We start from the raw sequence: 13,721 nt of genomic DNA, 5'->3' as shown, positions 1-13,721 counted from the left end.
CGGCACCTTGTCAAAAGCGTCAGGCGATGGGTCACATCCGTCTTCAAGCTCCTGAGCCAAGCGGAGGAACATATTTTCTTGGGTCATCTGCATCCAGCGCAGCACAATATGCGGGCGGGTTTCATCCTCCTCACCCGCAAAGGACATGGTGCTAAATGAACAACGTCTGCTGCACTGTGCGAAGATACGCCGACCGTTGAACAGTGGCTGTTTCGACAAAAGCCCAAACGGTCGGATGCCATCCGAGTTAATTTCTCCCACACCAACAACCCAGAAGTCGTCATTGTACGAAAACGTAGCGGGTGAAACGATGTCCTCGATAGGTGGGAATTCCCCGAATTCGCGACCGAATCCCCGCCTGAGTGAATTGTAGCTATCTGGACGATCATATCTTGAAATTATCGCCCTGACCGGAAGCATCCGATCAGCTTCACCAGGCCTGCGAAAAGACGGGAAGTCACCAGCCATCTCATAGAATGCCAACAGATAGTGGCAACAATAATGGATAATCAGACCTTTTGCGTTAGCGAAGGATCGTCGCACTGTATCGTTATCTGACAAAACCAGGTAACGCCCGGCCCTGACGCCTCCACCCAAAACACCGGGTGGCTTCTCAGTCATTGTTGCAAAATTCGGGAAATAGTAGGTGTGAGGTCCAAAAGCGTAGGTATTGTACCCAACCGGATATTGTTCATAGTCCGAGATATCGCAGAGTTCGGACCACTCTGAAAACCCTGGTGGCAGTTCAGGTTCAGTCGCTGGATTATCTTTTGAGTCGAATAGCTTCAAAACAAGCACTGCTAAAAAGGCTGCGGCGGCAGCCATTGACACATAACGTAATTGGATACCGTTTTTCATAGTCAATCACGCCTCGCGAGCTTTTGGACAATCTGCAAATGCAACACAGAATTTTGCTGCATGGCTAGCTCAAAGAAGCAGACTATGTATTTCCAACACCTCATTGCCTGCACCTTTTGATTAGAGATTTCGTCAATAGAATGAAGTTTTCCGATTTGCCGCCAGGAAAAAACCCTGCGCGGATTGCGCCAATCGCACAGACGCTTGCATCATAAGCATAAGATCTTGTTGACAAAATGGTGAAATCACAGACGGATCAACGTGACGTCGATGAAACCTCAAAAGCGTTTCGCCGTAGCGGGCTGCGACGCGCCGGGTGTTCCTGAAACTGTTGAAACAGCGTCCGAGCAGACCTCGCAGGTGGTAGACTGAATTTACTGCACCGATGCGCTTTTCCGCGACGTGCTCACTAAGGTTACCGACGGCACGTTCCGCGCATCCACTTAGGTTCTGATATTGTCGGAATCATAGCCCCGTTCAGCCAGCAATGCACGCGACCAGTTGCCAAACTCCCCGGCAATTCTGCGATGGTGCGCCCGTTCGGCGCTCGGACAGCCAGAATAAAACGCTCAAAGAGTGCCTATTTTTTAGCCATCATTAAACCTCGTGCCAAACTGGCCTCTACCACAGAGATTGGCTTGAAGCATGCCTGCCGCAGAATCAGTGGGACTTTGGCTCAAGAGCGGTAAAGTCAGCGATCGCCTCGCGGCAACCACGTTGCCAAATCGCAGCCAGCCAGGTGGAAAAAGCGTTTGTGAACTGCGTGTCGCGGCCTAAGTCACCAAAATACTGGCTTTGTTCAATCCACAAAATCGGATTGGCCTTGGAAGCCAGTGCGGTTTTTTGCAAATACTCCCAATGGGGATCGTTTGGGGCAATTTCTGAACCATCTTCGCGAATGCCTGCACACATCCGGCACCAGAATGCTTCGGCCAGCGCAAGCCCATTTACGGACGACCCGGACGCAAGTGCATCGCGCAGCGACGGCATTAAGAAACCCGGGTGTCGTGAAGATCCATCAAACGCCACGCGTCGTGTTGTGTCGTGGATGGTGTCGTTGGAAAATCGCCTCTCAACCAACTCAAGATATTCGGCGGCAGTGGTTCCGGGGACGGCTTCCACCTGAGGCAGAATTTCTTCCGTCTGAACTTTCCTAAAAAACGCCACGATGTCCGGGTCCTGCATGCAGTCTGAAATCGTGGGCACATTCAGAATCTCCCCGACATTTGCGAGCAGTTGGTGGCCGCCGTTCAATATGCGCAGTTTCATCGCCTCATAGCTGTGGACGTCCTGCGTCAGTGTTACGCCAACTTGCTCAAAGGGCGGTCGTTCAGCGCAGAAATTGTCCTCAATCACCCATTGGCGAAAGTTCTCATGCGTGACCGGTGCGCGGTCGTCGACGCCCAGTGCGCGGCATTGCGCTAGGACCTCCTCGGTCGTTGCGGGAACAATGCAGTCCACCATCGAGTTCGGAAACGCTCCATTCTGATCGATCCAATCGGCCAGATTCGGGTCGGATAGACGCGCCAAACCAACAACGCAGTTTCGCAAAATCCCACCGTTGCCTTGAAGGTTATCGCAGCTGAGTGCGGTAAAGGGCTTCAAGCCATTTGTGCGCCGTTGCCTGAGCGCCGCGACCATGGCGCCGAAAGCCGTACGCGGCTGGTTTGGGTTCTCGGCGTCGTGCAGAATATCTGCGTGATCCGTATCGAACGCGTCAGTGTTGGCGTCTGGAAAGTACCCGCCTTCGGTTACAGTCAGCGACACAATCCGAATGGCAGGGTCGGCCATCGTCCGGATAAGCGCGGCATTGTCGTCTTCGATCGGCAAGTAGTCGATCATCGGACCAATCACTTCGGCGGACATTCCTTTTGGGTCCAGTTCGATCAGCGTTGTCAGGCAATCCTGCGCCAGCAGTCGTTCTCGCATGTCGGCGTCATAGCTTCGGACACCAGCCCCGATGATTGCCCAGTCATAGGCCTGGCCCAACTGCATCAACTGGTGAACATACCAAGCCTGATGCGCGCGATGAAAATTGCCAAGTCCGATATGGACAATGCCGGGCGTCAGATCCGAACGCTCATACACCGGGGTTCTGACCGTCGCAGGCAGGTCTGAAAGGGTATTTCGCCGTAACCATACAGGAGGGTTTGCATTCGCCACAGGATCCATCAGCTCATCCAGTTTCCGCCGTCGACATTGTAGGTTTGTGCGACGATGTACTTGGCATCGTCAGAAGCCAGAAACACGGCCATCCCGGTCAGATCTTCGGCGCGGCCCATTCGGCCATAAGGAACTGCTGCAGCCACTTCGCGTTTCTTCTGACCCAGTGGTTTGCCTTCGTGCTTTGCGAAAAACGCATCAACACCATCCCAGTGCTCGCCATCGACAACACCAGGTGCAATGGCGTTTACGTTGATCCCGTGAGAGATCAGGTTCAGCCCGGCCGATTGGGTCAAGGATATGATCGCGGCTTTGCTGGCACAGTACACGGCGACCAACGGCTCGCCCCTGCGCCCGGCCTGCGACGCCATGTTGATGATCCGACCATTGGTTCCGTGATCAATCATGTGGCGCGCAACAGCCTGCATCGTAAACAGCGCGCCAGCAACGTTGATGTCAAAAACGCGATTGTAGTCAGCGCGCTCAATTTCAACGATTGGAGCGGCGGAGAAGATGGCCGCATTATTGATCAGAATGTCAATTGGGCCAAAATGTGCCGCCGTTCGTGCAACGGCGTCTTCAATGCTTTGTTGGCTGGTCACGTCCATCTCGACGGCCAACGCGGCTGCGCCGATCTCAGTTGCAGCGCTCTGTGCGCGCTGCATGTCTATATCGGCGATGGCGACGCGTGCGCCCTCAGCCACATAAGCCTTGGCAAACGCCAGTCCAATGCCTCTCGCTGCCCCGGTTATCAGGGCGGTTTTGCCTGCCAGGCGTGTCATTCGATCCGCAAGCCTTTCGCGTCGAACCGATGGATGACATCCGGTCGTGGTGTCAGATGGATTCGGTCACCGTGGCGAAAGTTAACCTCGCCATCTGCACGGACGGTGATGGTCTCGGCCAACCCTGTTTCGTGGACGTGGAAGAAAGTGTCCGAACCAAGGTGCTCAGAAACGCTTACGACGCCGGACCAGTCTCCTTCAGATTCAGACACCGCAATGTGTTCAGGGCGAATTCCGATGGTTTGGGCACCGAGCTTTTCCGCCTCTGGGCCTTCGATGAAGTTCATCTTGGGCGAACCGATGAAGCCTGCAACAAACAGGTTGCGCGGCGTACGGTACAGCTCCAACGGGGTGCCTACCTGTTCGATCACACCTGCCTGAAGCACAACGATCTTGTCGGCCATAGTCATGGCTTCGACCTGATCGTGGGTGACGTAGATCATCGTAGTCGCCAAACGTTCGTGCAGTTCGCTGATTTCCAGCCGCATACCAACGCGCAAGGCGGCGTCCAGATTCGACAACGGCTCATCAAACAGGAACGCAGACGGTTCGCGTACAATAGCCCGACCGATGGCCACCCTTTGACGTTGCCCGCCAGACAGTTGGCCGGGACGGCGATCCAGGTAGTCGGTCAGGTTCAGAACGCTTGCCGCACCTTCGACTCGCTTGTCGATTTCGGCCTGATCCAGTTTCGCCATGCGCAGCGGAAATGCGATGTTTTTGCGAACGGTCATATGCGGATACAAGGCGTAGGATTGGAACACCATCGCCAGCCCGCGTTTGGCAGGCGGCACGTCTGTTGCGTCGGCGCCGTCAATGTCGATGGAACCAGAGGTCATGTCTTCCAGTCCCGCAATCAGGCGCAGCAAAGTGGACTTGCCGCAACCCGAGGGGCCGACAAATACGGTGAACTCGCCATCTTCGATGGTCAGATCCAGCGGGGGAATGACCTCTACGTCGCCGAAGCTTTTGGTCACGGACTTGAGTTGAATACGTCCCATACGAAGTCTTCCTTATTTCACAGCGCCGAAAGTCAGGCCGCGTACAAGTTGTTTCTGGCTGAACCAGCCAAGGATCAGGATGGGTGCAATCGCCATGGTCGAGGCCGCGCTGAGCTTGGCAAAGAACAAGCCTTCGGGGCTGGAATAGCTGGCGATAAATGCAGTAAGCGGGGCCGCGTCTACGGCCGTCAGGTTTAGGGTCCAGAACGCCTCGTTCCAGGCCAGGATGAAGTTTAACAGAACTGTCGAGGCGATGCCGGGGATGGCCATGGGCGTCAGGATATAAAGGATCTCCTCTTTCAGCGTCGCACCATCCATCCGTGCCGCTTCAAGGATTTCCCCCGGAATTTCGCGGAAATAGGTGTAGAGCATCCAGACGATGATCGGCAGGTTGATCAGCATCAGCACCACGACCAGCCCGCCGCGACTGTCCAGCAAACCCAGCTGAATGAACAGCAAGTAGATTGGGTACAGAACACCAACTGCGGGCAACATCTTTGTGGACAGCATCCACAACAGAATGTCCTTGGTGCGTTTGGACGGAACAAACGCCATCGCCCAGGCTGCGGGTATCGCAACGATCACACCCAGAACGGTCGATCCGCCTGCGATGATGACCGAATTCCATAGAAACCGCATATAGTCAGAGCGTTCCTGCACGATGGCGTAATTTTCGAGCGTCCAATCGAAGTTGAGGAAGATCGGTGGGCTTGCAATCGCCTGCGCCTCGGTCTTGAAGCTGGTCAGGATCGTCCAGAGGATTGGGAAAAAGATCAGCAGACCTACGGCCCAGGCAAGGGCAGTGTTTAGTGTTTTGCGTTGTGTCGTGACGGTGCGGGCCATGGTTTTGTCTCCTCACGCGTCCAGGTTTTTGCCAACGATGCGCATCAGGAAGATGGCAACGATATTGGCAAGGATGATTGCATAGACACCACCGGCTGATCCGAGGCCAACGTTCTGGCTTTCCAACACGCGCTGGAAGATCATGTAGGTCAGTGTACGGGTGCCGAAGGCGCCGCCGGTGGTCACGAAAATCTCGGCGAAGATCGACAGTAGAAAGATCGTCTGGATAAGGATCACAATCGTTATGGCACGACCAAGATGCGGCAGGATAATGTGATAAAAGCGCTTCAGAACCGGCGCGCCGTCCATCTCAGCCGCTTCCAGCTGTTCACTGTCCAGAGACTGGATCGCGGTCAGCAGGATCAGCGTCGCAAAGGGCAGCCACTGCCAGGAAACGATCATAACGATCGAGGTCATCGAAGCCTCGGACAGCCACGAAATCGGCTCGGCCCCGAAAAAGCGCCAAAGATGGGCCAGCAAACCGTTCACCGGGTCCATGAACATGTTCTTCCAGACCAGCGCTGATACGGTCGGCATGACAAAGAATGGCGCGATCACAAGGATGCGGACAACGCCCTGCCCCCACATGGGCTGATCCAGCAGCATGGCCAGCAGAATGCCCAGAATGACCGTAATCACCAGCACGCCGCCAACGATCACCAATGTTGCTTGAACTGCGGGCCAGAAGGAACTGGAGGATACGAAACGAACGTAGTTGTCGAACCCGACCCAACCCAGATCACCTCCACGCAGCGGCAGGTATTTCTTGAAAGAAAAATACAGCGTCATCGTCAGAGGCACGAGCATCCAGCCAAGCAGCAGGACCACTGCGGGTGCCATCATCAGGCGGGCAACTGATCGAGAATGTTGAGTAGCCATAACGCAAACCCTCTCTGTTCAGGCGTAACTCAGCCTGCGAGAAAAACGCGAATTGTGGAAGGGTTGAACGGGTGGGCAGACCTCTGCCCACCCGTTGGGAGGATGCCTCAGTAACCGGCGGCTTCCATTTCTTCAGCTGTGAAAGCCTGCGCTTTGGCAAGTGCTTCCTCAACCGTTTGCTGTCCGGCATAAACCGCCGAGAACTCCTGGCTCACCTGTGTGGCAATGCCTGCGAATTCCGGGATCGCGGCAAACTGGATGCCAACATAAGGGACGGGTTTTACCGTCGGGCTGTTCGGATCAGCTGACAGGATTGAGTCCAGTGTCATCTTGGCGAACGGAACCTTTTGGTATTCCGGATTCTCGTACAGAGACGTACGCGCACCCGGGGGAACGTTTGCCCATCCTTCGCTTTCGGCCACTAGCTCAATGTAGTCCTTTGAGGTCGCCCATTCGATGAATTGCTTGGCAGCATCTTCTTGCTGTGTGCCAGCAGGAATAGCCAGTGCCCACGCCCAAAGCCAGTTGGACCGCTTGCCCAATCCTGTGTCAGGTGCCAGCGCAAATCCTACGTGATCCGCGACCGTAGAGTCGTCCGGGTTGGTTACGAACGAAGCCGCAACTGTCGCGTCGATCCACATGCCGCATTTGCCCTGCTGGAACAGCGACAGGTTTTCGTTAAACCCATTGGTGGCATAGCCGGCAGGACCGGATTCGTTCATCATTTCAACGTAGAAATTCAGTGTGTCTGCCCATTCGGGCTGATCGAACTGGGGCTTCCATTCTTCGTCGAACCAGCGGGCACCGAATGAATTGGACATCGCTGTGATAAAGGCTCCGCCTTCACCCCAACCGGCTTTGCCGCGAAGGCAGATGCCGTTGATCTCAGCGTCGCGGTCGGTCATCGCGGCGGCAGCCTCTTTGATGAACTGCCAGGACGGCGCCTCAGGCATTTCCATGCCCGCCTTTTCCATAAGGTCAGTGCGATACATGATCATCGAGCTTTCACCATAGAACGGCGCCGCGAAAAGCGTTCCGTCATGGCTCAACCCACCTGCCATCGCCGGCAGAATGTCACCAACGTCGTATTCTTCGGACAGGCCATCCAGCGGCACCAGCCAGCCATTCGCGCCCCAAATCGGCGTCTCATACATGCCGATTGTCATGATGTCGAACGTACCGCCTTTGGTCGTGATGTCGGTCGTTACGCGCTGACGCAGCACGTTTTCTTCCAACGTCACCCATTCGACGTCAATGCCGGTCGCCTCGGTGAATTTATCGGTATAGCCCTGCATCCGGATCATGTCGCCGTTGTTCACGGTCGCTATTGTTAAGGTATCCGCATGAGCTGCTGCCGTCGCGACGAGTGTCATTGCAGTCGCCGCACGAAGTGCGTTTCTCAAATACATCCCTGTCCTCCCTGAGCTTGGATGTCGTACAGAGAACGTAATGCAAAAATTGTCGCGGCGTCAATGAAAACTTTACGCGCGTTAAATTTTAGGATTACGCGGAATCCCTCAAAACCAGCCTTGCAGGGAACAACGTTTCCGATCGCGTTTCAAATTTCCCTCCACTTTCAATGAGTTCGAACAGAGTTTCGACGCTACGCCCGGCCACGTTGTCATAGTCATGCGCAGCCGTGGTCAGAGAGGGGCACGTAAATTTTGCGAAGGGATGATCGTCATTTGAAGCCAGACGCAGCGCGCAATCGTCCCGTCGCCCGACCCGAATCCCTTGCTCGTAGCAGGCTGCCAGAAAGCCGATTGCCAGCCGGTCATTGCTGCACAGGACCGAATTAGTTCGCAGCTCATTTTTCGCCAGAACTTTCAGCGCACCCTTGTGACCGATTTCTTCAAACGCCCAGCCCTTACCGTCGACTCTGATGATATGCGGCTCGAACCCGAGACGCTCCATGACTTCAATATAGGCTTTTCGGCGTTTATTGGCGTTTGGGTTCGCAGGCGTTCGCATTTCGAAGAATGACGGGGGCTCGCCCGTCCGGGTCATGTATTCAACGGTCTGCGACACAAAGCTGAAATTGTCCGACCCGATAAACGCGGCACCCAGACCTTCTAGGTTACTGTCGAACAAAACAGTCGGCACATTCGCGCAGAACCTCTCGATCACTGATTGGTCTGAGGTCCGCCCCAATGGCGCTAACAAAACCCCGGCAGGCTTCATGGATTGCAGCCCGTCCAGAATGTCGTTTTCCAGTTTTTGTCCACCATGAGAGCTAAAGAGGGACGGACGATACCCCGCCGCAATACAGCTTTGTTCCAAATAACGCGCGATTTCGGCAAAGAACGGATCCGCCAGATAGGGCACGACGATGCCGATATTCTTGGTCAGTTTCCGGTTCTGGTTAACCGCATAAATATTGGGGCGATAGTCGAACCGCTCCAGCGCCTCTTCGATACGGGCCCGCGTTGTCGGGCGAACGCTGTCGGGATCGTGAAAGTACTTGGATACCGTAGGCCGCGAGATGCCACTGAGGGCTGCGAACTCTTCCATATTCTTTATTTTGGTCATGTCAGTCTGCCTGCGGATCTGCGCCGCCTTGATCTTATCATATTTTTACATATTCTTTGCGCGCGCTAAAAAATCAATAGCCATGCAAGGTCCGGGCGTTTCTGCGGGCAAGGGGATTGAATGTTTCTCGGGATTGATATCGGAACGTCAGCGGTCAAACTTGTCTGTGCGGATACCGATCGAATTCTTGCAACGTCTTCAATAGACATAAAGACTTCCTCGCCGCAGCCTGGTTGGTCAGAGCAGCACCCGGATATTTGGTGGCAGGCGACACGCGATGCATTGAGCCAACTTGCAAAACAAGTCACGCTGTCTGAGGTGCAGGCCATCGGGTTGTCCGGTCAGATGCATGGGGCCGTTTTGCTGGATCGCGATCTGCACCCGATCCGCCCGGCGATCCTGTGGAATGACAGCAGAGCGGTACGTGAATGCGATGAACTGCGCGCAGCCCAGCCGCAGATTGGTCATATCGCTGGCGTCCTCCCTTTGCCGGGGTTCACGGCACCCAAAATCGCCTGGTTGAAACAACATGAGCCGGCACACTATGCCCGACTTGCTCACATCCTGCTGCCCAAGGATTACATCGGGTTATGCCTGCATGGAGAGTTGGCAACCGACTCGTCCGATGCAGCCGGTACAATGTGGCTCGATCAGGCATCGCGAAAATGGCATGTCGGCGTTGCCGAAGCTACTGATGTAGCTCCGGATTGGCTGCCGCAAGTTTTCGACGGTCACGTCGTCGTCGGAACCGTGACGGTGCAAGCCGCAGCTGAAACCGGGCTGAAACCCGGCGTGCCCGTCGTTGCCGGAGGCGGAGACGCGGCAACCGGGGCGGTATCTCTGGGCGCCACCGAACCGGGACGTGGGTTCATTTCACTGGGGACGTCCGGCCAGTTGTTCGTGGCGGACCGTCGGTTCAAGCCCAATCCTGAACGCTATGTGCACGCTTTTGCGCACACATTGCCCGACCGTTGGTATCAAATGGCCGCTATGCTGAACGGCGCAAGGCCGATTTCGTGGATTGGTGGTCAATTGGAGCTGTCCGCTGCCGAAGTTGTTGCGCTTGCTGAAACGGCCAGCGGTGATCGCGGGCCGATTTTCCTGCCGTATTTGACGGGTGAACGCAGCCCACTTGGGGATCCACATATTCGTGCCTGTTTCTTTGGTCTTGAGGATTCGACAACGCGCGCGGATCTCTGCCGTTCCGTGGTCGAAGCAATTGCTTTTTGTTTTGCCGATGCCGCGCAGAGCTTCGGAGACACTATAGAAAATCTACCGGAATTTGCGGCCATCGGCGGAGGCAGTCAATCGGACCTCTTGTTGGGCCTGATCGCATCGGTGACAGGAAAGCCGGTGATACGCTCAGAAGGATCGGATTCTGGCCCCGCCTATGGCGCAGCCCTTTTGGCCGCCTGTGGAGTTGGTACCATTGGTATTGCCGATCTGGCGGTTCAGCCCCAGACAAAAGACAGGTTTGAACCCGCTAATCCCGGTGCGCTGCACGACAGACTGAGGCTGTTTCGCCGGCTCTACACCGCAGTGAAGGTAGTAGACTGACCTATATACAGTCGTTTGCTTTGACCGCGTGGATCAGCTTTTAGTCATTTAGGATAGCCGATTATCCTCTCTACTAAGTTAAGGAATTTTCCCGGTTGCAAAAGTTGGTCAAAAACCTGCATTGTTGCTCCGTTCGATGTGGGGATTGATCCCGAGATAGTCTGAGTGCTGCGACCAAGCGGCAATCGTAGTCGGCTACAGCAATTCAGTGATGCCGCAATTTGGACCCGCCTTGCAAAAAAGTGCTATTTAGAGTGCCGCTCAGGAAAACAACCGGTTTCGGTGCCAACCTCCCGAGCTTGGTTGGGCTTGACTGATCGGAGCCAAATTTCAGAATCCTGTGCTGCCGCCCAAAAATGCTCAACGTAGACACCTCTCATATCGTCGTTCGCCGGATCCCGTGAAGCATTCGCAACTGTCTTGGATCATTCGTTGTAAGGTGCGCGAATGATCCGTGAACCGGATGACCAGATCCAAAGGTGTGACCAGCCCGACATGATCGTATCAAACAATGGGGCGGAAATGACCTCCCAATCTGTTCTGAAGTGGCGTCAGGAAACTGGTGTGTACTAACACTACATCGCGCCCGGAAAGCCCATGCAGAACGCCTCTGTCGAAAGCTTGACTTAACGTCTGCCAGATGAGTGCCTGAATGAACACATCTTCGGCAATCTCGCCGAGACCCGCAACATCATCGAAACCTGGAGAACCGACGGCAACACACAAAGACCGCAAACAAATAGACAGAAAGAACAGGAACAGATTCTAAACCTAACCCGCCCAAATTAGGGAAATGGGTCAGTACCGACTTGACCAAGGTGCATCAGGATGTGGCAACCGGCGGAACACCGGTTATGACAGTCTGTGTCGCGTCAAGGCTATTTACTTAGCAATGCATGTCCAAGCACGATGAGTTACGACCCCATGACACCAAAAGACTGCGGCGCTAATAACAAATGTGCCAATCAGTTTCCTATCCTGCTCAAACCGCCCAATTCAAGGCTTGAAACTACTTTGCTTTGCAGCAGAAACGAGAGCAGAATCCAGGGTCAATGGCCCACGTAAAAGGCCCAATGGCAGCATCCAACGACCATCTCCGCCTCTACGGTGCGGGCCTTCAGGCCGGGCTTTCGCTGCAATCGCAAAATTGGATACCCGGCAAACTGACAGTTTGCTGGGACTGCTACCTTCATGGAATCTGAACTCCAACGCAGAGATTCCAAGGATCACGAGCTTTTCTCATTAGCACCGCCGTTTGGGACACTTAGCCAGAGGCTTCGTGCTGGGCAAATGCATCCAAAAATTCAGGGTGCCAGCGGGACAGGGCCGGGCGATTATTTGTGATGTCTCCCAAGGCCCATTCTACGCGTCTGACGTCGCGCTCCGCAGAGACATCGTTATCCGGACAAAGGATGTAAAAATCTCCTACAGACATACGCCGCACAAGGTATTCGACCGCCTGTTCGCTGGTCCAGGCGCTATCAGGCTTCTCGGGCATGAACCGTTGTATCATACCGGTATAGGTGAATCCCGGCACGAAGAGGTGGGCGGAGATGGATGCATCTGCTTCACGCAAGTCATGGGCCAGCATCTCTGTCATCACCTTAACCGCAGCTTTGCTGACATTGTATGCCGGGTTACCGGGTGGTGTGGTGATCCCCTGCTTTGAACCGGTGTTGACGACGACAGCAGGGCGGTTTGCCGCTATCATCCGCGACAGGAAGGCATGGGTGCCGTTCATGACTCCGAAAAGGTTCACCTCCAGCAGTTTGCGCCAGTTTTCCGAATTCTCCCAACTGCCGGTTGGAATTGCGATGCCGGCATTGTTCATCAGGACTGCAACCTCACCAAGCCCAAAGACCTGATCTGCCGTATCGCGCATGGCGGTTGCGTCGCTGACATCGGTTGGTATTGCCGTCACGCTAACAGACACCCCTGATATCGCATTCAGGTCCGCAGCAGCATTTTCCAGCGCCTCGCCGGGTAGATCAACGAGCACAACGCCCAACCCATCTTCCATAAACTTCTGTGCTGCTGCCTTTCCGACACCGCTTGCGGCACCGGTAACAACGGCCAAACCACCTTGTTCAATTGCTCTTCTATACATCATCTGAGCCTCCTATTGTGCTTGGCGCGGTTACGGTTCCATCAAGTCCTTAATGCCGTCTATGAACATCGCATCGTCCTGGGCCTTTCGTCTATCGAGAAGCGTTTCAGCATCCGGGCCAGCTCGGAAACGCAGGCGATTTCCCTTTTCATTGGCTGCTTTCCAAATCACGTCGGCCACGGCTTCGGGTGCGGACGGTTTTGACGCCAGTTTACCAAACAGGCGACCCATGGCTTCGGCCGTCGGCGTATAGTCCTTAAGGCTGTCGTCCATAGCAAAATCAAACGAACTGCCTCCGAAGTTTGTATTGATCATGCCCGGTTCGAGAATACGAACACAGATGCCGAGCGGCTCAAGCTCGTAGTGAAGCGCTTCGGACAGGCCTTCGACGGCGAACTTTGTGCCATGATAAAGTGTGCCAAGCGGGAACGCGATCTCCCCCCCGATGGATGAAATATTGATAATAGTGCCTGCGCGGATTGCGCGCATATGAGGCAAAACGGCTTTTGTGACTTCCAAAAGGCCGATTACATTGGTGTCGAACTGCCGCCGGATGCGATCCATCGGGAACGCCTCAAGCGGGCCGTAGGCACCGTAGCCCGCGTTGTTGAGAAGGACATCGATCTTACCGAAACGGTCAATGCTTTCTGCAACAGATGCAGCAATTGACCCCGCATCTGTCACGTCGAGGCGTGTCAGGTGAACATTGTCGGGCTTGCCAAGTTCGGCGCTGCCAGAAGGATCGCGCATTGTGGCGACAACATTCCAACCGTTTGCCTGAAATTGTCTGGCTGTTGCCGCCCCGATGCCAGACGAGGCACCGGTGATCAGAATTGTATTCATGTCATAGCCCTTTTCGACCTGATCGAAACACAATACTAAAAAAGAACGCGTTAATCTTTCTGAATTGTCCATATTTCTTGCACTGAGCCTCCCCAACTGAACTGGTCCACCGTTATGTTTAGGAAACGGAGGACCACGAATGGCAAACAAGCGACCGAA

Annotated in this window: 12 protein-coding genes; 2 read left to right on the top strand and 10 right to left on the bottom strand. The window is 54.7% G+C overall.

The features are described 5' to 3' along the window. The 8 genes from AC2FIB_RS22185 to AC2FIB_RS22150 all read right to left on the bottom strand — a co-directional run. Positions 1-858, bottom strand: an 858-nt coding sequence (locus tag AC2FIB_RS22185; protein ID WP_496737867.1) for a hypothetical protein, incomplete at its 3' end; no start/stop codon positions are given. A 660-nt stretch (positions 859-1,518) separates the two neighbouring features. After that, positions 1,519-3,030 (bottom strand): mannitol dehydrogenase family protein, encoded by a 1,512-nt coding sequence (locus tag AC2FIB_RS22180; RefSeq protein ID WP_496737868.1) that lies wholly within the window; start codon positions 3,028-3,030, stop codon positions 1,519-1,521. Then, positions 3,030-3,803: an L-iditol 2-dehydrogenase gene (locus AC2FIB_RS22175; protein ID WP_496737869.1), complete on the bottom strand. Its 774-nt coding sequence runs from the start codon at positions 3,801-3,803 to the stop codon at positions 3,030-3,032. The genes AC2FIB_RS22180 and AC2FIB_RS22175 overlap by 1 nt, the downstream gene beginning before the upstream one ends. After that, positions 3,800-4,804, bottom strand: coding sequence for an ABC transporter ATP-binding protein (locus AC2FIB_RS22170; RefSeq protein WP_496737870.1), 1,005 nt, complete (start codon positions 4,802-4,804; stop codon positions 3,800-3,802). Before AC2FIB_RS22170 ends, AC2FIB_RS22175 begins: the two co-directional genes overlap by 4 nt. Positions 4,805-4,816: 12 nt before the next feature. After that, on the bottom strand, positions 4,817-5,647 hold the full coding sequence (locus AC2FIB_RS22165; RefSeq protein ID WP_113791433.1) for a carbohydrate ABC transporter permease: 831 nt from the start codon (positions 5,645-5,647) through the stop codon (positions 4,817-4,819). A gap of 12 nt (positions 5,648-5,659) precedes the next feature. Further along, positions 5,660-6,526: a carbohydrate ABC transporter permease gene (locus AC2FIB_RS22160; protein WP_108859810.1), complete on the bottom strand. Its 867-nt coding sequence runs from the start codon at positions 6,524-6,526 to the stop codon at positions 5,660-5,662. 107 nt (positions 6,527-6,633) lie between these two features. After that, positions 6,634-7,935 carry an ABC transporter substrate-binding protein gene (locus AC2FIB_RS22155; protein ID WP_058284088.1) on the bottom strand — a complete coding sequence of 434 codons (1,302 nt, stop codon included), beginning with the start codon at positions 7,933-7,935 and terminating at the stop codon, positions 6,634-6,636. A gap of 94 nt (positions 7,936-8,029) precedes the next feature. Further along, a complete protein-coding gene (locus AC2FIB_RS22150; protein WP_496842723.1) occupies positions 8,030-9,055 on the bottom strand; it encodes a LacI family DNA-binding transcriptional regulator in 1,026 nt (341 codons plus the stop codon). A gap of 120 nt (positions 9,056-9,175) precedes the next feature. Here AC2FIB_RS22150 and xylB point away from each other — a divergent pair, with 120 nt between their 5' ends. Both xylB and AC2FIB_RS22140 read left to right on the top strand, forming a co-directional pair. Further along, positions 9,176-10,612 carry a xylulokinase gene (xylB, locus tag AC2FIB_RS22145; protein WP_496737872.1) on the top strand — a complete coding sequence of 479 codons (1,437 nt, stop codon included), beginning with the start codon at positions 9,176-9,178 and terminating at the stop codon, positions 10,610-10,612. Between the two features lie 633 nt (positions 10,613-11,245). After that, on the top strand, positions 11,246-11,401 hold the full coding sequence (locus AC2FIB_RS22140; RefSeq protein ID WP_496737873.1) for an integrase core domain-containing protein: 156 nt from the start codon (positions 11,246-11,248) through the stop codon (positions 11,399-11,401). A gap of 475 nt (positions 11,402-11,876) precedes the next feature. Here AC2FIB_RS22140 and AC2FIB_RS22135 read toward each other — a convergent pair whose 3' ends face one another. Next, the gene (locus AC2FIB_RS22135) at positions 11,877-12,722 is read right to left on the bottom strand and encodes an SDR family NAD(P)-dependent oxidoreductase (protein WP_496842722.1); all 846 of its coding nucleotides are present in this window, start codon (positions 12,720-12,722) and stop codon (positions 11,877-11,879) included. Positions 12,723-12,749: 27 nt separating this feature from the next. Continuing rightward, positions 12,750-13,562, bottom strand: coding sequence for an SDR family oxidoreductase (locus AC2FIB_RS22130; RefSeq protein ID WP_496842721.1), 813 nt, complete (start codon positions 13,560-13,562; stop codon positions 12,750-12,752). Positions 13,563-13,721: the final 159 nt, after the last annotated feature.

This window comes from Ruegeria sp. YTSA072 (genome assembly GCF_059610285.1).
Note: the sequence above shows the minus strand (reverse complement) of the source record. Positions and strands in the feature narration are given on the sequence as shown.